This is a genomic window from Bradyrhizobium sp. (assembly GCF_016213215.1).
Taxonomy (GTDB): Bacteria; Pseudomonadota; Alphaproteobacteria; order Rhizobiales; family Xanthobacteraceae; genus Bradyrhizobium.
This window is the reverse complement of the sequence record NZ_JACRAW010000077.1, coordinates 139156-157406: the sequence shown is the minus strand read 5'-3', so window position 1 is coordinate 157406 and position 18251 is coordinate 139156. Positions and strand designations below refer to the sequence as shown.

Annotated in this window: 20 protein-coding genes; 10 read left to right on the top strand and 10 right to left on the bottom strand. The window is 62.8% G+C overall.

What is annotated here, in order from left to right; translation table 11 throughout:
- Positions 1-59: 59 nt before the first annotated feature.
- The 3 genes from HY852_RS13795 to HY852_RS13785 all read right to left on the bottom strand — a co-directional run bounded on the left by HY852_RS13795 (position 60) and on the right by HY852_RS13785 (position 4047).
- A complete protein-coding gene (locus HY852_RS13795) occupies positions 60-1790 on the bottom strand; it encodes a caspase domain-containing protein (RefSeq protein ID WP_291605277.1) in 1731 nt (576 codons plus the stop codon).
- A 154-nt stretch (positions 1791-1944) separates the two neighbouring features.
- Positions 1945-2760 carry a tetratricopeptide repeat protein gene (locus HY852_RS13790; protein WP_291605275.1) on the bottom strand — a complete coding sequence of 272 codons (816 nt, stop codon included), beginning with the start codon at positions 2758-2760 and terminating at the stop codon, positions 1945-1947.
- A 252-nt stretch (positions 2761-3012) separates the two neighbouring features.
- Complete coding sequence (locus tag HY852_RS13785) at positions 3013-4047, bottom strand: glutamine synthetase beta-grasp domain-containing protein (protein WP_291605274.1); 1035 nt, start codon at positions 4045-4047, stop codon at positions 3013-3015.
- Positions 4048-4576: 529 nt separating this feature from the next.
- Between HY852_RS13785 and HY852_RS13780 the strand changes: the two genes are divergently transcribed.
- A complete protein-coding gene (locus HY852_RS13780) occupies positions 4577-4774 on the top strand; it encodes a DUF2735 domain-containing protein (protein WP_291605273.1) in 198 nt (65 codons plus the stop codon).
- 104 nt (positions 4775-4878) lie between these two features.
- Here the strand turns inward: HY852_RS13780 and HY852_RS13775 are convergent, their stop codons facing one another.
- Entirely contained in the window at positions 4879-5190 is a 312-nt protein-coding gene (locus HY852_RS13775) for an MliC family protein (RefSeq protein WP_291605272.1), read from the bottom strand.
- Positions 5191-5265: 75 nt separating this feature from the next.
- Here HY852_RS13775 and HY852_RS13770 point away from each other — a divergent pair, with 75 nt between their 5' ends.
- Positions 5266-6009 (top strand): tyrosine-protein phosphatase, encoded by a 744-nt coding sequence (locus tag HY852_RS13770; protein ID WP_291605271.1) that lies wholly within the window; start codon positions 5266-5268, stop codon positions 6007-6009.
- 248 nt (positions 6010-6257) lie between these two features.
- On the top strand, positions 6258-6938 hold the full coding sequence (locus HY852_RS13765; RefSeq protein ID WP_291605270.1) for an SDR family oxidoreductase: 681 nt from the start codon (positions 6258-6260) through the stop codon (positions 6936-6938).
- A gap of 137 nt (positions 6939-7075) precedes the next feature.
- Here HY852_RS13765 and HY852_RS13760 read toward each other — a convergent pair whose 3' ends face one another.
- Positions 7076-7783 carry a hypothetical protein gene (locus HY852_RS13760; protein ID WP_291605269.1) on the bottom strand — a complete coding sequence of 236 codons (708 nt, stop codon included), beginning with the start codon at positions 7781-7783 and terminating at the stop codon, positions 7076-7078.
- 190 nt (positions 7784-7973) lie between these two features.
- On the opposite strand from HY852_RS13760, the gene HY852_RS13755 reads away from it, so the two are divergent.
- Together HY852_RS13755 and HY852_RS13750 are read left to right on the top strand one after the other, a co-directional pair.
- A complete protein-coding gene (locus HY852_RS13755; RefSeq protein WP_291605268.1) occupies positions 7974-8660 on the top strand; it encodes a DUF2161 domain-containing phosphodiesterase in 687 nt (228 codons plus the stop codon).
- A 101-nt stretch (positions 8661-8761) separates the two neighbouring features.
- Positions 8762-9064, top strand: coding sequence for a hypothetical protein (locus HY852_RS13750; protein ID WP_291605267.1), 303 nt, complete (start codon positions 8762-8764; stop codon positions 9062-9064).
- Positions 9065-9137: 73 nt separating this feature from the next.
- Here HY852_RS13750 and HY852_RS13745 read toward each other — a convergent pair whose 3' ends face one another.
- From HY852_RS13745 to HY852_RS13735, 3 genes are all read right to left on the bottom strand, one after another.
- Positions 9138-9764 (bottom strand): GNAT family N-acetyltransferase, encoded by a 627-nt coding sequence (locus HY852_RS13745; protein WP_291605266.1) that lies wholly within the window; start codon positions 9762-9764, stop codon positions 9138-9140.
- A 171-nt stretch (positions 9765-9935) separates the two neighbouring features.
- On the bottom strand, positions 9936-10337 hold the full coding sequence (locus tag HY852_RS13740; protein WP_291605264.1) for a PaaI family thioesterase: 402 nt from the start codon (positions 10335-10337) through the stop codon (positions 9936-9938).
- A 91-nt stretch (positions 10338-10428) separates the two neighbouring features.
- Complete coding sequence (locus HY852_RS13735; protein WP_291605263.1) at positions 10429-11709, bottom strand: ArgE/DapE family deacylase; 1281 nt, start codon at positions 11707-11709, stop codon at positions 10429-10431.
- Between the two features lie 122 nt (positions 11710-11831).
- On the opposite strand from HY852_RS13735, the gene HY852_RS13730 reads away from it, so the two are divergent.
- The gene (locus tag HY852_RS13730; RefSeq protein ID WP_291605262.1) at positions 11832-12083 is read left to right on the top strand and encodes a DUF6719 family protein; all 252 of its coding nucleotides are present in this window, start codon (positions 11832-11834) and stop codon (positions 12081-12083) included.
- Between the two features lie 43 nt (positions 12084-12126).
- Here HY852_RS13730 and HY852_RS13725 read toward each other — a convergent pair whose 3' ends face one another.
- Positions 12127-12492 (bottom strand): hypothetical protein, encoded by a 366-nt coding sequence (locus HY852_RS13725; protein ID WP_291605261.1) that lies wholly within the window; start codon positions 12490-12492, stop codon positions 12127-12129.
- A gap of 177 nt (positions 12493-12669) precedes the next feature.
- Positions 12670-13215 (bottom strand): CreA family protein, encoded by a 546-nt coding sequence (locus HY852_RS13720; RefSeq protein WP_291605260.1) that lies wholly within the window; start codon positions 13213-13215, stop codon positions 12670-12672.
- Between the two features lie 203 nt (positions 13216-13418).
- Between HY852_RS13720 and HY852_RS13715 the strand changes: the two genes are divergently transcribed.
- The 4 genes from HY852_RS13715 (at position 13419) to HY852_RS13700 (ending at position 17498) form a co-directional block, all read left to right on the top strand.
- Positions 13419-15131, top strand: coding sequence for a L,D-transpeptidase family protein (locus tag HY852_RS13715; RefSeq protein WP_291605259.1), 1713 nt, complete (start codon positions 13419-13421; stop codon positions 15129-15131).
- 91 nt (positions 15132-15222) lie between these two features.
- Entirely contained in the window at positions 15223-15798 is a 576-nt protein-coding gene (locus tag HY852_RS13710) for a glutathione peroxidase (RefSeq protein ID WP_291605258.1), read from the top strand.
- Positions 15799-15965: 167 nt separating this feature from the next.
- Positions 15966-16931 (top strand): polysaccharide deacetylase family protein, encoded by a 966-nt coding sequence (locus tag HY852_RS13705; protein WP_291605257.1) that lies wholly within the window; start codon positions 15966-15968, stop codon positions 16929-16931.
- A gap of 60 nt (positions 16932-16991) precedes the next feature.
- A complete protein-coding gene (locus HY852_RS13700) occupies positions 16992-17498 on the top strand; it encodes a dihydrofolate reductase (RefSeq protein ID WP_291605308.1) in 507 nt (168 codons plus the stop codon).
- The last annotated feature ends 753 nt before the right edge of the window (positions 17499-18251 follow it).

The following is an 18251-nucleotide window of genomic DNA, read 5'->3' as shown; positions in this document are numbered from 1 at the left end:
CAGCCGCTCTCTGGATCGGATATTGCGATCGATCAAGCTAATTCGGCAAGGCGCGCACGTTATCGTGACACGCACCAGTTTCGCTGCACATCAGATGCGCGGAAACGCGCCAGCGTGCCTTCGAATCCGCCTTCGTGCTTATTGTTGGGCCAGAATCCCGAGACGGATTCGCCAATGGTCGGTTGGTCGATCGCCGCCTGGTGGGTGCCACCCGCTCCCAACTGCTGCGTCATCCCGGCGTCCGAAGCAACCAGCCTGCCGTCGAGCATGACGTAGCGGCCCTGGCTGCCGTAGCTGACCCCGATTCGGTGCCACTCGCCATAACGGAACGCAGTCCCCTTGGCCTCGAGCCGGAATTCGGGACGTCCGCCCGCTTCATATTTCGCGCCGGCGACATGAAAACGCATGTCCCCGTTGTTGCAGACGTGGAGCCAGGCGCTGCCCGGCCATGTGACGTCACCGTTCTGAATGTCGGTCGTAAAAATCAGGGCGCAGCCGGCGCCTTCGTGGAGCTTTCCCCCAGAATAGAAGTAACCGCTCGAGACGTTGATCAACCACTCCAGCGTGCCCGATCTCGGCAGCCTGCTGCCGCCATACGGATAGACGATGCGGCTTTCGCGTTTGCGCGAAAAGCTGGCGCCGCCATTCGGCCCCTTGGCCAGGATCACGCCATGGCTCATGCCGGTCAGCCTGCCGGACGCGGTGAAATCATCGTCGATGGTCGCGGCCTCGACACACGCATCCCGCGGCGCCAGCGACGGCGTTCTTGCCGGAACATCGGCGGCAGGCGGTCGCAACGCGGCAATGCGTTCTCGCGCCGCCGAGGCGAAGACCCCGCTCGGGAAATCCGTCAGAAACTTCTCGAACGCTGCCGGATCGTTCGAACGCTCGATGGCACGCCAGACTGCCAATTCCAGCGCCTTCTGATCGACCGACGGCGTGGTCGGAGGATTCGACAGCTTGGCGCCTCCGGTGCCTTCCGGCGTCACCGTGATCGTGCCTTCGATCTTGAACGAGAAGCGGCCGGTGAGCGAGGAGGAATCCCACGGCACCTGTTTTCCATTGGTCTGCCGCATGACCTCGTTCCGCACCTCGATCATCAGGTCCGGGAGCGACAATCCGGGCTGCTCGATGTGGGCAAGAAGTGCCTGCGTGAACGGGCTGTTTCGGCCGTCGCCATCCTGCGCCACATTGTCCGGCTGGGTCGCGAACGCGATGAACGTACCCGACGCGGTCTGAATGCGGCTCAAGCCGCGCCCGAGCGCCGTGGCCGAACGTGTGCCGAGCGTCCGCGACAGATCCTTGGCAAACGGGTTGTCCCGACACGCATCCAGGATGACGATGTTCACCCGGCTGCCACGCGAGAGTTGCTGCATCACCAGCGAGACCGGAATCAGCGCGATGTCGAGTTCGGCCTCGTACTCCGCCTTCCCGTCGGTCGGGACAAGGTAGTTCTGGCCGTTCACCTGCAGGCCGTGGCCGGCGTAGAAGAACAAGGCGACGTCGGCGCCCTCGGCGGCTCGCCCGAACCTCGCCAGCGAAGCAAGGAACGTATTGCGATCGAGATCCAGTCCCGGGATGACCTCGAATCCCAGTCCCTTCAGCCGGGTGATCACGTCGCTTGCGTCATTTCGCGGATTGGGAAGCCGCGGCACGTTCACATAGCCGGAATTGCCGACAACGAAGGCGATCTTGCGTTCGGCCAGCGCGGGCTGGGTGGCCAGCGCTACCCACGCCAGGATGAGCGAAACGACCAGACCAGCGTAGCGAAACCTGCAGGCAAACGGCATGACGAGCCCCCTTTCCAAAAGGTAGGTCCCCTTCGCCACCCCGCGCCTTGATCCAGGTTAAAGCCGCCGCGACGAAACAATGCGTCCCCGCCACGGATTCCCGGCGGCACAGGCCAACCGCTCTCGCCGTCGGACGTCGAAAGCTTCGGCTTGGTCAGAAGCACAGATTGGTAACGACATTGCCGCGCTTGTCCTTGATGGCATAGGGACAGCGCAAGCGATCGAGCGCTTTCTTGGCATCCGGATCGCCAAGCGCGGCGGCGCGTTCGTAATAGGCTTTCGCCGTCGCACTATCCTTCGGACCACCGCGGCCCTGCTCGGCGAAGGCACCCATGCGCTCCAGCGCACCCGCATGGTGCTGCGCCGCCGCCTTCTCGAACAGCGCACGCGCGGCCACGTCGTCGTTATTGCCACCGGTGCCATTGGAAAGCATCAGGCCAAGCTGATACTGCGCCTCGGCATTGGTTTCGGCGGCTTTGCCGAGCAGCTCCCTCGCCCGCGCCGGGTCAGACGGCGTGGTGCCGCCGCCGAGCGCCGCAAGATTGGTGACCCCGCGCGGGTTGCCGCCCTCCGCCGCCCGCTGGAACAGTTTGCGCGCCTGCGCTTCGTCCTTTGCAACGCCCGCTCCGGTGCCAAAAAGCACGCCCAGTTCAACCATCGCCGACGTCGAGCCCCTGTCGGCCGCCTTGCGCCAGGCGGCGATCGCTTCCGTCATCTGCCGGTTCGCGGCATAGGCTCGCCCGAGCTCGAACATCGCGCGGCGCGAGGAGCCGGCCGCCTGCCTGCAGAACTTGATCGCGGTTGCGATATCGGAGGCCGCCACCTCCGCCACGCCCTTGACATCGGCCGGCTTGTCCGGGTCGCTCGGATCCGCCGCAAGGCGATCGCAGAGGACAAGATCGGCCGATTGCGCGTGCGCGACCGCAGGCATCGCGGCGGCAAACAGGATCGCGTAAAGCAGTTTCCGCATGTTGCGAAAGTTGCGCCGGTGCGCGGGCAAATTCAAGGCTTCAGCAGCGTTCGCGAGACACGGGCGGGTGTCGGCAGTGCGTTCGAAATCGGCCCGACGCGGTGAATGCGGTCACTGCTTCAATTCACTGACCTGTCGTGAGATCAGCCTCCCGCATCGGAAGAAAATGATCCGCCAGAGCCGGGAATCTCTGGCGGATCATCCAGCGGCCCGGATGCCTCGACCCGGGCCGTAGCCAATCAGGCGGCGCGCTTAAGCCGCAACCTTGCTTCCGGCGGCAACGGTCGCGATCGTCTTCAGGACCTGCGACGCGATCTGGTAGGGGTCGCCCTGCGAGTTCGGACGACGGTCTTCCAGATAGCCCTTGTAACCGCTGTTGACGAAGGAATGCGGGACGCGGATCGAGGCGCCACGATCAGCCACGCCGTAGCTGAAGGTGTCGATCGACGCGGTCTCGTGCTTGCCGGTCAGGCGCATGTGGTTGTCCGGACCATAGACCGCGATGTGGTCGGCACGGGCGTGCTTGAAGGCCTCCATCAGCTTCTCGAAGTAGTCCTTGCCACCGGTTTCGCGCATGTACTTGGTCGAGAAGTTGCAGTGCATGCCCGAGCCGTTCCAGTCGGTGTCGCCGAGCGGCTTGCAGTGGAATTCAATGTCGACGCCGTACTTCTCGCTGAGGCGCAGCAGCAGATAGCGGGCGATCCACATCTGGTCGGCCGCGGTCTTGGAGCCCTTGCCGAAAATCTGGAATTCCCACTGCCCCTTCGCCACTTCGGCGTTGATGCCTTCGTGGTTGATGCCGGCCGCCAGGCAGAGGTCGAGATGCTCTTCGACCATCTTGCGAGCGATGTCGCCGACCTGCTTGAAGCCGACGCCGGTGTAGTACGGACCCTGCGGAGCGGGATAGCCGTCTGCCGGGAAGCCGAGCGGACGGCCGTCCTTGTAGAAGAAGTATTCCTGCTCGAAGCCGAACCAGGCGTCGGCGTCGTCGAGGATGGTGGCCCGCTTGTTGGATGGGTGAGGCGTCTTGCCGTCCGGCATCATGACTTCGCACATCACCAGCGCGCCGTTGGAGCGCGCGGCGTCGGGGAAGACGGCGACCGGCTTCAGCACGCAATCAGAGCTGTGGCCTTCGGCCTGCTGGGTCGACGAACCGTCAAAGCCCCACAGCGGGAGCTGCTCCAGCGTCGGAAACGAAGCAAATTCCTTAATCTGAGTCTTGCCGCGCAAATTCGGAGTCGGCGTGTATCCGTCGAGCCAAATATACTCGAGCTTGTACTTGGTCATTGAGCCTCTCTGTAGATGATGCGAAAGGGGCAGAACCGGGCGGTTCCGCGCGCATACCCGGCCACATCGGCCGGCGGATTCTAAGCATTTTGCGTGCCAAAACGTCGCAGTTTGGCCCCTTCAGGCAGCTCAAGCGCCCTCTCGAGAGCTGCCAGCCGGCCTACCCTGATGGTGCGTCACAGCGGCGCGGCGAGCTTGCCTTGAAAGCGCGAAAGGCTGCTGAAAATGCCCGAATTGAGAGCAGCTCCTGGTCATCCAGCATGAGCGACCAAACCCGCGCCATCCGCTCGCAACATTGTTCAAGGTGACCCGCGCGTTCCGCAACCTTCGTAGCGGCTTAAACGTTGGTCAGTCGTCGGGTGCCTCACAGGAAGCAAAACGGCGTTTGCCCACAAATTGGGCCACAAATGATTTTGTTTTCAGCACATTGCATCGCTCAAGGCACCCGACGATATGCGGACGGTAACCACCAGCCAACGAGTCGGGCGCACCATCGAGGCCTGGCGCCTTGGGGCCAAAGGAGATGGAAATGGCGAACAAGACCTTGGACCGAGGGTCCGCAAAGATCTACCAATTCCCCGTCGGCGGCCGTGCCGATGCTCGCCGCCAGGGCGAGAGCCTGCTGCCGGCCGATCAGGGCCCGTCGCTGGCAAACGAGGCGCTCTGCAGCAGCAGCTGGTATCACCAGGCAGCGATCCAGGAAGACAAGCCGAAATGGGAGCACTGATGCCGGGTCTGGCTTTGGTGTCGTCTCGCGGTGGAAGTCGTCCGACGGAGGATTGAAAAGGGTCGAAACCGCATCGTTTCGACCCTTCTTGTTGTTTGGCTGGCTTAGCTCAGCTCGCAGGTCGTGGCCGGCCGCTTAAGATGCTTTACCGTGGTCCCGGTCTTGCCGATCTGCAGAGTGATGCCTCGGCCTGAATACCGGACGCCCGAGAAGGTCGGCCTCTTGCCCAGCGTGACCTCGTGGCCATCGATCTGGATATAGGCGCGCGGATCGGATCGATAGAAGCCCACAATGAACCGGGTGCCGTCGGCGCAGCGATAGCTCTGGAACGTCTGCGCGATGCACGGCAGAGTGCAGGCCAAAGTTCCACCCGTCATAAAGACCGCAGCCAAAATAATGGCCTTGTGCCGGCCCATCCTCGTCCCCTGTAATACGTCGCGGCGCAGGAGCCTGCGTCCCCACGCAGCACAAGCATAACCCAACCTCATCCGATGTCAGATTCTCCTGCCCGCCACCTCAAGCTGCAAGGCGCCAGCAATTTCCGCGACCTCGGCGGCTACCCCGCGACCGACGGTCGCATCATCCGCTGGCGACAGCTCTTCCGCTCCAACCATCTCGGCCATCTCACCCCCGCCGATGTCGAGATCGTCCGCAGCCTTGGCGTCAAAAGCGCGTTCGATTTTCGCGGGTTGGACGAGCGCGCGGAGGCGCTCTGCGGGCTCGCGGAGATCACGGTGCATTCGCTGCCGATCGAACCCACCGTGGTGGCGGCACTGCGCGCACGTCTTGCCGCCGGGTCGCTGTGCGCGGCGGATGCACTGGAGATCATGCGCGAATCCTATCGCAACTATGTCCGTCGCAACACGCACAGCTTCCGCGCGCTATTCGCGCACCTGCAGGAGAACAGCGCGCCGCTCGTCATCCATTGCACGGCCGGCAAGGACCGCACGGGCTTTGCCTGCGCGCTGATCCTCTACGCACTTGGCGTATCCGACAACACCATCTCCGAGGACTACCTGCTCACCAACCAGTTCTATCGTCGCGATCCGTCATCGGGCACCGATCTGCCCGAGGAGGTGCTGCAGGCCATCGGCTCGGTCGAAGCGTCCTATCTTGCGGCCGGCCTGGAAGCCATCCGTGCCGATTATGGCGATCTCGAAAACTATCTCCAGGAAGGTCTCGGTGTCGGGCCTGTCGAGCGCGCAGCACTCAAGGCGCGCTATCTGCAGTCCTGACCCGGAGAAAGCGGTCCGAACCGTCGCTACCACTGATCTTTCACCCGCTGCATCGACGCGATCTGCATGAGCAGTGCGACGATCGCGTTCGTGATCAAGACGACTCTGCGCATGCGAAAATCTTATCGTCCCCCGCGTCCCGGAAAAAACGACCGCGGAGCTTCGCCGCGACTCAAGGATCTCCGTCAATCTTGCAAACAGTGCCGCCTGACGTAATGTGTTACCTCGTCCCTCACCCGGAGACCCGTATGACGGGAAAGGTGATCGCCATTACCGGCGCGAACGGTGCGCTGGGCAAGATCGTTGCCGAAGTTGCGCTTGCGCGCGGCGCACGCCTCGCGGGCATCGACCACACACCATCGCAGCAACAAGCCACACCCGATCACATCCGGATCGGCGGCGTCGATCTTTCCGACGAGATGCAGGCGCGCCAGGCGATCAAGGCCGCGGCAAGTCACTTCGGCCGACTTGATGTGCTCGTCAACACCGCCGGCGGCTTTTCATTCGAGACGGTCGCCGAAGGCGATGCTCAGACCTGGAAGCACCTGTACGCGCTCAACGTCCTGACAGCGCTCAACGCGTCGCGTGCCGCGATCCCGTATCTTGCGGCAACCAATGCGGGCCGGATCATCAACGTCGGCGCCATGAGTGCCTTGCAGTCCGCCGCCGGCATGGGGCCTTATGCGGCCTCGAAGGCCGGCGTTCATCGCCTCACCGAGGCGCTCGCCAACGAGTGGAAAGGCAGGATCACGGTCAACGCGGTGCTGCCGTCGATCATCGACACGGCGGCAAACCGCGCCGGCATGCCAGATGCGGACTTCTCCAAATGGGTAACTCCGAAGGAGCTCGCCGAGGTCATTCTGTTCCTTGCGAGCGATGCCGCCAGCGGGATCACCGGCGCGCTGATCCCGGTCGGCGGCCGGACTTAGCGTACAACGCGTTTGCATGAGTCAGATCAATGGCTGCCGACCGGCAACATCAACCCAAAGACAAGTCCACCCGGCTTCCATGCGAGAAGCCGGGTGTCAGGAACAGCACTTGAAGCGTTGTACTTAGAAAACCGGTCTCAGCTCTTCTTGGCCTTCAAACTCGGTGCTGCAGCGATCAGGATATCCCTGAACGCGGCCCAGAGCTGGACGACATCCCTGGTCGGAACGATATGGCGGCACAGCGCGCCATGACCAGTTTCCGGATTGCTGTCGAGGGCGACATGACCGACAAGAAAATGCTTGAACGCCTTGAGCAACGCGGTGTCCCAATGTTGGGCCTGAAGGACAGACCTGAACACGGCTTCAAGCCCGCCATCCTCGTAGGTCGCCAGACTCTTGGCGCGCGTGACGGCGTCGATCGCATAAACCGTGTCGAAATAGGCTGAACCAAGCACCTCGAGGCGGCGACGGCGGCTCTCTTCGATGGGCGACAGCATCAACGTCCGGCGCATGAACTCGTCATGATCCGCCTTCTCGCCGGAGTCGACGACGCCCGGATAGGGCGAAAGATTGTCGGTGTTCCGCTCGCCGGCGTCGAGTTCCTCAAGACGCTGGTCGTCGGGGAAAAGGACGCGGGCGATGCCGACGTTCTGGCAGAACTGCTTCGAGAAGAAGTAGTAGGCCCAAGCGACGTTCGTGAGTTCGTCAGCCGACAGATCGCGCCAGTTCAGATTGCAGATTTCGTCGACCACGCCTTGATGGGCCGTCGTGCCGATTTCGCCAGCGTGCTCAGGCACGATGGGCGCGTCATGAGAAACGTTACGATCCAACGAAAGAAGGTCCATAGGAAACTCCTCGTGTAACTTCGCCAAGAATTGTCGAAGAATTGTCGATGCAAATATTCCCACATTGCTTCGGACCCAAGCGCGAAGCCGAATCAACCTTAATGGGTCGCTCCATGGGTTCGGATTATCCTGCGACCCATTCTGAGTTGCTGAGTTAGACTCCGGTGGCTGAGTCGCAATTGGAGCTCTCGTGGAAACCGCGCTTTATCTGCCCGTCAAACGCTTCCTGGAAAAGCTCGGCTTTACGGTGAAGGGCGAAGTCGGCGGCTGCGATGTCCTCGCGCTGAGCGGCGACGATCCGCCGATCGTGGTGGTCGGCGAATTGAAGCTCGCCTTCAATCTTGAACTGCTGTTGCAGGCCGTCGATCGTGCATCGGCGTGCGATGAGATCTGGATTGCCGCCAGGATGTCCGCGCGCGGCAAGGGACGGGAGAGCGACGCTCGTTATCGCAACCTGTGCCGCCGCCTTGGGTTCGGCATGCTCGGTGTGACCGACTGCGGCGGCATCGAAGTGCTGGTCAAACCGGCGACGGCGAGCCCGCGTCGCGATCCCAAGAAGCGTTCACGGCTCGTCGCCGAGCACCAGCGCCGACAGGGCGACCCGGCTCTCGGCGGCAGCACGCGCACGCCAATCATGACCGCCTATCGCCAACGGGCGCTCGCCTGCGCCTCTGCGCTCGCCGGTGGTCCGCGTCGCGTGCGGGAATTGCGCACGCAGATTCCGGACGCCGGCAAGATTCTCCTGCACAACTACTACGGCTGGTTCGATCGCGCAGAGCGCGGAGTCTACGTGCTTACTGACGCCGGGCGTGCAGCGCTGAAACGATGGCCGCGACCATCGGTCGAACTCGCTGCTTTCGGTTCGTCGCCGTCATAAGCAACGAAACAGCGCAGGAATAAGTAAACCGCCACACCAAATTCATTATTGCAATGCAACATAGGCGGCACTAGGTATCCCGGATCGAATCGAGGCCGGATATGAGTGAAGACTGGAACACCAAATATGGACCGCGGCGCGTTCGGCGAGATCCGCCGACGCTGGAGGAAGCGATTTTCGCGGCCGTCGGCATTACCGACGACCAGGAAGCGCAGGCGGAAATCGCCGCAGCACTGATGGGGCTGCCGCTCGAAATGGTACAGGCTGAAGTGAAAAAGCAGGCGCGCGCCAACGCGCGTGGCACCACGCGCGTGATCGCGGGCGAACAAGGCGCCCAGCGTTCGGTCGTGGTCGAACGCCGCGTCGTCAGGCGCTTCGGCAACGACAAGCGCACCGCGACCTGATCGCGGCGCGCTCCCGCTTTCACTCATCAGAATGGACGTCGCAGCGGACCGGACCCGGTGCGCTGCGACTGCACTACGCCGCGTGGTGATGACCATTGTACATGCTGGAGAACAGTCTCCAGCAGGTGCGGTTGAAGCTCATGAGCGCGCGGCTCGCATTTAAGGGTGCCGCAACCAGATCAGCCAGCTCATCCTCCGGAGTCTTCGCCAGATCGATGGTGCCGGTGGTTTCGCCGTGTCGGAACACCAGATGCGCGCCGAACTTATTGGCGAGCGAGCGCATGGCATGGTTCTCCGCGCCGGTCGTGATGCGCAGGCCCTTGTAGTCCTTCCAGCGCGCTTCCGCGATCAGCCGCCGGAACAGCATGGTTCCGATCCCCTGCCGGCGTGCAGAAGCTTCGACGCTGAATGCGGCTTCGGGCAACGAGTCCGGAGAAGCGTCTTCCGGCGGATGCAGCTCGGCTGCACCCCGAACGATGCCGTCGATGATGTAGGCGACGATGACCGTACCGTCGTCGGCGCACTTGGCTGCGTAACGTTCGATGAAACTGTCGTCGAGGAAACCGTTGAAGCGGTCGTGCCGGCTTTCAGGATCGAGTCTCAGCAGGTGGTCGCGCAGAAGCGGCAGCTCTTCCTGCTGGATCAGGGTCCGCACATAGCCCCAGGCAGGCTTCGCAGGGGTCGTTTGTTGGTGTGCCACGTCAGAACTCCTCTTGGTTACCCTCAAGGAGGCGTTCGAATCCCTAGAGCCCCGATATTGTGCATCGCAGCAAACTTTGCAAGCGGAGCTATGCAAATATACGCATAACACGGAAGAAAATCGTTAATGATTTCAATGCCTCCGTAATCATACGAGGGTCGTTCCCCGTAATCACACGAGGATCATCTGAGTCTGGGTGACGACCGCAACCAGCTTGCCGTCCTCGGTCTCCAGGCGCGTTTGCCAGACCTGCGTGCGCCGGCCCCGATGGATCGGGGTCGCGGTCGCAGTGATGATGGTTCCCTCACGGGCCGCACCGACGAAATTGGTCTTGCTTTCGATGGTTGTCGTTCCCTTGGCGTCCTCAGGCAGGTTGAGCACGGTGGCCGCGGCACCGACCGTGTCTGCAAGTGCCATGATCGCGCCGCCATGGATCGTATGGCCGAGCGTGCAGAGATCCGGCCGCACTTTCATTCGCGCCACTACGTGGTCCTTGTCCGCCTCGGTGAACTCGACTCCCTTCAACTCCGCGAACGGCATCTTCATCGCGTTGAGCTTCTCAAGCGGCGTCATCACCTCTCCTCCCAAGACATCGAACGCACGATCATGATTTGACCTCGTTCGTCAGGCAATGACGTTCGAGGTAATGGCCGCCGACGCAAGTTTACGCCTTCTCTACGCCGCACCATTCGGCGATGAACAGTGCGATCGCCTTGGTCGACTTCCGCAACGATTCCAGATCGACATATTCGTTGAAGCCGTGCATGTCGGCGCCGCTCGGCCCGAAGCAGAGGCTCGGAATGTTGCAGTTGAGCCCGTAGAAGCGCGTATCGGTGAGAGCGGTGAAGACGAGATCCTCGACGGCTCCGCCGTAGACCGCGCTGAACGCCTTGCCGAACGCCGCTTCCGCCTCGGCGGAATCATTGAGCTCATAGCCCTCCGACAGAAAGCCGGTCCATTGCACCTCGGGCGGATTGTTGGAGAGGAAGCGATGGTTGCGCGAGGCGGTAGCCACACAGGCCAGAATCTCTTTCTGGCACTCGGCGATCGACCAGCCCGGCAGGACCGCGATCCGGCAATCGACATCGCACCACGCCGGCACGCTCGATGCCCAGTCGCCGCCCCTGATGATGCCCGGATTGAAATTGATCGGGTGCGAAATCGTGCTGAAAAGGCGATCGCTGGCGGCGCGCTCGTTCCATTCGGCCTCGAGTTGCTCCAGCGCCTGGATGAGATGGTAGGCCCCCATGATCGCATTGGCGCCCGATCCCGCGTGCGCCACGTGCACCGGATGGCCGCTGACCTTGAGACGAAACCAGATCACCCCGACCTGGGTCCGCACCATCTTGCCGCCGGTCGGTTCGGGGATGAGACAGGCGTCCGCTCGATAGCCGCGCTGAAGCGTCGAAAGCGCGCCGACGCCGGTACTTTCCTCCTCGATTACCGACTGGAAGTGAATTCGGCCCGTTGGCTTCAATCCGGCCACCTTGATCGCGTCCAGAGCATAAAGCGCGCCGATGGTACCGGACTTCATGTCGCAGGCACCCCGGCCATACATCCTGCCGTCCTTGATGACCGGCGAGAACGGCGGCGTGTCCCAGAGATCGAGTGGGCCGGCCGGAACCACGTCGCAATGGCCCTGCAGGATCAGCGACTTGCCGGCATTGTTTGCGGGGCGGTAGGTGCCGACCACCGTGCGGGCCTTCGAGAAGTCGTGCTCGATCGGACCGTATCCGCGCAGATCCTTCAGCGCGTCGAGATCGATATGCCAATCGTCGACCTCGTAACCGCGCGCCCGCAACAGGTCACTGATCAAGTCCTGGCATGGACCTTCGGCGCCGCGCGTCGAGGGTATCGCCACGAAATCGGTGGTGGTCGCCAACTGCGCGTCGAAATTGGCATCGACCGCGTCGAGAATTCTCTTCTGAGTATCCGTTACGTTCATTCTTCGAACTTTCCCTGACCAGCAGTTCGGCAAGCAAAGCATATTTCTTCCGCGCTTTGCAGATCGCTTTCAGAATCGCAGCCGCCCCCCTACAATTTGCATGATCAAGTGTTGAGCTCCTGATGACTGCCTTCCGCCTGTTGTCCTCGTCGTTGCTGATGTGCGGCGCAATCTCGCTCACTGCGCCGGCCCTTGCCGAGCAGGTTGCGCGCGAGCAGGACATCGTCGGTTTGCGGCTTGGCCAACGCGTGATGGTCGATGATGGAACCTGTCCCGCGGGACAGGTCAAGGAAGTGCTGGGAGCGAAGATGATGTCGAACGGCATTTCGCGCACGCGCACCTGCGTGCCGCGCTTCGGTCCGAAGAAGAAATAGCTCGTCGCGATGGAATGATCCGGGCCGGCCGGCGAACGGGCAGCTATTTGGCCGGATCGAACATGCATTGCAGGGTCGGCTTGGCGATCTTGGTGAAGGTCGGGCCGATTTCGGATTGCTTGGACGGCGGCACCCAGTCGGCTTCGATCGTCGGCACGCCTCTCTCGCTGATGCCGCGTAACAGCGCTTCGCGCAGATCATCGTCCTCCACCACCGCGACCGCATAGTCACGCAGGCAACCGCAGACCTGTTCCGGGTGAGCCCAGCGCCCGAGCATGTGAGGCACGCACTGGCGCACGAATTCGCCGTGCGGATCGGGCAATTTGTTCGGCGAACGCACCTGCGCCTGAACTGAACCTGAGGTGATCAAGGCGGCGGCGATGGTTGCTGCATAGATAGGGAATCGCATGGGGCCCACCGAGCAATCTTCCTGTTGAGATTGTTGTCGTTGGTCGCGTGATAACCATGCGAGGTTTCCGGATCGATGCGCCGAAGGCGGAAAACAGTTTCGTCGCCGGCGGAATTGTTTCGTCGGCAATGACGCGACGAAACAATTCCGCGCTGCAACGTGTCAGCCGCGATCATCCTAGTGGATGAACTCGCCGCACTTCTGAACGTTTGCGTCGGCGGCTCCCCAGGGCATGATCGGCACGCTCGATGTCGAATTCTTTGGTGAGCCCTCGATCAGCCTGTCCGAATAGACCATGTAAACCAGTACGTTACGCTTCGCGTCGCAGCCGCGAACGATCTGCATCTTCTTGAAGAACAGCGACCGGCGCTTGCGGAACATGTCATCGCCCTGCTCCATTTTGTCCTTGAAGCGGATCGGACCGGTCTGGCGGCAGGCCAGCGAAATATCCGAGACCTCTTCGGCAAGCCCCAGCCAACCCTTGAAGCCACCCCTCTCCGGTACCGTGAAGTGGCAGGCGACGCCCTCCACCTCGGGATCGTCGAGCCCGTAGGTCGCGAGCTTGTCGTTCGGACTGATCCACTTGAATACGGTCGAGCGGCGGAAGATCAGGTCGGGCTCGTCGGCAGCAAGGGCGGCAGCACCCGGCCAGAGCAGGAGCAGAAGCAAGAAAGCAAGTCCTTTCAGGCGCGTGTCAGGTTGGCCGAGGGGACGGAATGGCATAGGAATCTCCGTGGAGTAGCTTCCGCCCATGTAGGTGCTTTGGGCGTCGGGAGGAAGCCGGTTGGCAGGGAACGGCCATTTACCGGTCTGTGAGGCTTTTTTGTTACGTCTCGATCAAATGTGGCGTGCGGCCGAACCGCCTCGCTGGTGAACGCGTATCCTGTCTGCAACACTGAGAACTGACTCGCATGATGGACTTGAGGATGATTCGCGTGAGGGAGCACGGCTCTTTCGCCGCACCGGTTCGGTTTTGGCGGGTCGCGGTGCTGACCGCGGCCGGGGCAGTTGGGGCGACCACCCAGGCTGAGGCCACTGTCGATTACTTCTACGGTCAGTATTATTATTCCACTCCCTACTACTACCGGCAGGATATGCCCGTGCAGCGGCAGAAGCCGCGCCGCCGTCCGGCCGTCAAAAAGGACGTCCCCGCCGAGAAAGCCACCGGGGCCAAGCCGCACGGGCCACTGATCATCGCGATCTCGATCGAAAAGCAGAAGCTGAAAGTCTACGACTCCAATGGCTTCTTCGCGGAGTCTCCGGTCTCGACCGGGATGAAGGGCCACTCCACGCCGATGGGCGTGTTCAGCGTCATCCAGAAGCACAAATTCCATCGTTCCAACATCTACAGCGGCGCGCCGATGCCCTACATGCAGCGGATCACGTGGTCCGGCGTCGCCATGCATGCCGGCGTGCTGCCGGGGTATCCGGCTTCGCACGGCTGCATCCGCATGCCGATGGCGTTCGCGACCAAGATGTGGAATTGGACCAGGATGGGCGCTCGCGTCATCGTGACGCCCGGCGAACTGACGCCGGAAAACTTTTCCCACCCGCTGCTCGCCTCGTTCAAGGTCCCGCCACAGCCGGCTGCAGCCGCCGAGCCGGAGGCGAATACGCACGTCGGCGCCAAGAGCGACAAGGGTTCGCCTGAAACCAGGACCGAAAGCGCCAATAATGTGGTCGAGCTGAAGCCCAGCGTCGGCCATGCCGATCTTGCCACGCCTGCGAATGGTGATGCTGCTCCCTCGGAGCCACGCGAGCACACTCGCACCGCCGATGCCGGCAGTGACGCGCGCCCGGCGAAGGAGCCGCTGACGATGTCGGACGCCGCTGCCAACAACAACGCGCCACCGCGCGAAGGTCCTGCCGCGCGGAGCGACAGCGGGCCGATGGCCGACGTCGAAGCGGCAAAGAACGCCGACAATAACCAGACGGCCACATCGGACGCGGCGACGGCGAAGCCGGCCGAAACTGCGGACGCGATCAAGAAGGACCAAGGCCCGTCGGAAGGCGAAAAGCCGGCCGCAGCCAATGCCGCTCCGGTCGACGCGACCAGGAAGCCCGATCCGGCTGCGACTGCGACCGTCGAGGCACGGCCGATTGCACAGGACGCCAAAAAGGACGAGAGCCGACTCACCGCGGGCGACAAGCCCGTCGCGACAAAGCCCGAGCCGCCGAAACGTGCCGGGCAGATCGCGGTGTTCGTCAGCCGCAAGGATTCGAAGCTTTACGTGCGCCAGAATTTCTCGCCGTTGTTCGAGGTGGCGGTGACGATCGCGCCGAGCGACCGACCGCTCGGCACGCATGTCTTCACCGCCGAAGTCGACAAGGAGGACGCCAACTCGCTGCGCTGGTCGGTGGTGTCGCTGCCGCTCAGCGCCAGGTATCTCCAGCGCGGCGACCAGGACCTGCAGATCACCCAGCGCCGCCGTGTCGCCGGTGCGATCCCTCCTGAGGCAAAGCCGATTCCGGTGCCGGACAGCCCGGCCCAGGCGCTCGACCGCCTTGCGATCCCGGCGGACACGATGGCGCGCATCAACGAGATGCTGACGAGCGGTGGCTCGATCATCGTCTCCGATCAGGGCATCAACCAGGGCGAGACCGGCGCAGGCACCGACTTCATCGTCCGTCTGCGCTGAGCACGACCACCGCCGGCTCGTAACGGCTTGTTGAGAACGGGCCGCCTTCGGCTCGACTATGATCGGCCGGCTCCCTGGATGGAGGGCCGCCATGATCAACCGCAGGTCCATCGCGACACTACTGCTTGCCGCCACGGCAGCGCCCTTCGCATCGCGTAGCGCCATTGCGCAGGCGGCGATGAGCCGCATCACCGCCTATGCGTTTTCCTTTCCCGCGCTTGACCGCGAGGACATCCGTCTTGGGGCCTATAGCGGCCGACCCCTGCTCATCGTCAACACCGCCTCTCTGTGCGGCTATACCCCGCAATACGCCGGACTGCAGGAATTGTGGAACGAGTTCCGCGACCGCGGCCTTGTCATCATTGGCGTTCCTTCCAACGATTTCGGCGGCCAGGAACCCGGCGGCGCGATCGAGATCGGGGCGACGGCCCACGGCCAATACAGCGCTACCTTCCCCATCGCGGCCAAAACCACGGTCGTTGGGAAAAGCGCACACCCCTTCTACAAATGGGCGGCCGAGGCGCGGCCGAAGGAGGTTCCACGATGGAACTTCCACAAATACCTGATCGGGCGCGACGGCTACATTGCGGATGTCTTCGCGTCGGCCGTCGAGCCGGGCGACACCCGCGTCAGGACAGCGGTGGCGCGCGTGCTCGCGGAGAGCTGAGCCCCTCCTGTCAAATCTGGCTGGGCACAATTCGCCCTTGATCCCAAACAGCCGTTGCAATGGCGGTATAGCTCCATCTAGGCTACTATCTGCCTGGGGCAGGAAGGGCGCGGCGCGGCGAAAAAGCCGCGGCCGAACAACGGCATCACTCTCAAGGGACAACAACAATGCGAGTTGCGGCAGGTGTGATTTTGGCGGGCGCGATGTCTCTGTCGATGTCGGGCGCCGCATGGTCGCAGACCCCTCCGGCGAAACCCGTCGCCGCGACGCAAGGAGCCGCAACGGCTCCGCAGGCTATTCCCGCGGCAGCTCCCGCGAGCCAGCCACCGCAGCCCGCGCGGGCGGCCTGCACCAATCCGAACGCGCTGGGCGTCGGGCGCACTGTCGAGATCGACACGTCTGGCGGCCCCGGTTTTGGCTTCGAGCACTTCAAGGACCTTGATTTCCTCCGCGACCACGAAGTGGTGCTGACCTTCGACGATGGCCCGTGGCTGGGGACTACGCCCGCGGTGCTGAAGGCGCTGGCGGACGAATGCACCACCGGCATCTTCTTCACGATCGGCAAGCACGCGACCTACTATCCGGAAATCCTCAAGCAGGTTTATGCGGCAGGCCACACCGTCGGCACACACACCTGGTCGCATGCCAACCTCAACAACAAGAAGCTGAGCGAAGATCAGCGCAAGGAAGAAATCGAGAAGGGCATCAGCGCCGTGAAATGGGCGCTCGGCGGCAATTCGCCCGCGCCGTTCTTCCGCTTCCCTGCCCTGCAGCATCCGCCGGAAGTCGTAACTTATCTCGGCAATCGCAACGTCGGGATCTTCTCCTGCGATCTTGATTCCTTTGATTTCAAGGCGCGCAACGCCAAGCAGGTCATCGACACCACTTTCAAGAAGCTCAACAAGCTCGGCAAGGGCATCATCCTGATGCATGACTTCCACAAGCAGACGGCGGAAGCGGTGCCCGAACTGCTGCGCCGGTTGAAGGAGGAGGGCTACAAAGTGGTCGCGATGCGGGCCAAGGCACCGGTCCAATCGTTGGCCAAGTACGATGAAGAGCTCTCGAAGGACCTCAAGCTGCCGACCGTGAGCCAGCGGCCGGTCAGCAGCGTCGTCACGACGGTTTCGGAATAGCCGCCGGCCGCCGTGGCGGATCTGCGCATCGAAGGTTACGTCATCGTTTCCGCGGACGGCATGCTCGCTGATGTCCACCGCGCGATGCCCGACGTGCTGAAGTTCGAGGGCGACAAGAAGTTCTTCGAAGCGGCCCTCGATCGTGCCGACCTCATCATTCACGGCCGGCATTCGCACGAGGGCCAGCCGAATTCGGACCGTCGCAGGCGGATCATCCTGACGCGGAAGATCCCTGCCCTCGCCCGCGATCCGTCGGAGCCGAACGCCACGCTGTGGAATCCGCTTGGTGCAAGCTTCGAGGACGCTTGCGCTTTCGCCGGCGTGACCTCGGGGACGGTCGCGATCATCGGCGGTCCCGACGTGTTCGGCATGTTCATGAACCGCTACGACACGTTCTGGCTGTCGGTCGCCCCTCACGTCCGGCTGCCCGGCGGCGAGCCCTGCTTCCCCGGAGTACCTGAACGCACGCCACAGGAGGTGCTCGCGGCACATGGGCTGAAGGCGGGGCAATCCCAGATGCTTGATCCGGCTCATGATGTCAGCGTCACGCCGTGGCGGCGTGGATAGGGCGCGGTCGTGATTGCAAGAATCACGAAGGTCTTTGCGCCTCATCCTGAGGAGCTTGCGTAGCAAGCGTCTCGAAGGATGAAGGCCCCGCTGGCGCCCCTCGCCCTTCGAGACGCGCGCCGAGGCGCGCTCCTCAGGACGAGGGTTATAGATGATCGCTTGCGGCAACATCGTGTTTTCTTTTCCAAACGGCAGGTACGAACTCGCCTTCTCGCGGCGCATTGCGTCCGAGTTCTTGCTGTCCTCTTCACCCTCCTTCGAACAGACCTTCGAACAGAGGGCGCAGGGAAGACCGGGTGCCCGCTGCACCCGCGGTCTCGTGTGCAGTCTGCGCAAAGAGGGCGCACACGAGCATACAGGTACAGCCGACGACACCCGGCCTTCCCTGCGCAGTGGCTTTACGGCTTATGCCGCGCTCTCCCCGGCGACGAATTCCTTTTTGTCACCGTCGCGCCACAGATTGGCGGCGCCTCACGCCCGGTTGGGCTGGAAGCGCCTCCGCGGAGCTTGACTGCAGCAACGGCAGCCAGGACCACACGGTTTGCCGTACGCATTGGCGCCGTTCGTCCTGCGCGCCGCGTACCACTCACGGAAAACCGCCCTGTGGTACACGTTCGCGCCGACGCAACCCGCGTCCACCGCATCCCAGCCCGCGTTTCGTGACGATCGCGATACGCCCCTCGTACCGGGTGAGACGGGCGACCTATACGCCAATCCGAATTCTGGAAAAGCGAAATATTTTTGTGCCACCCG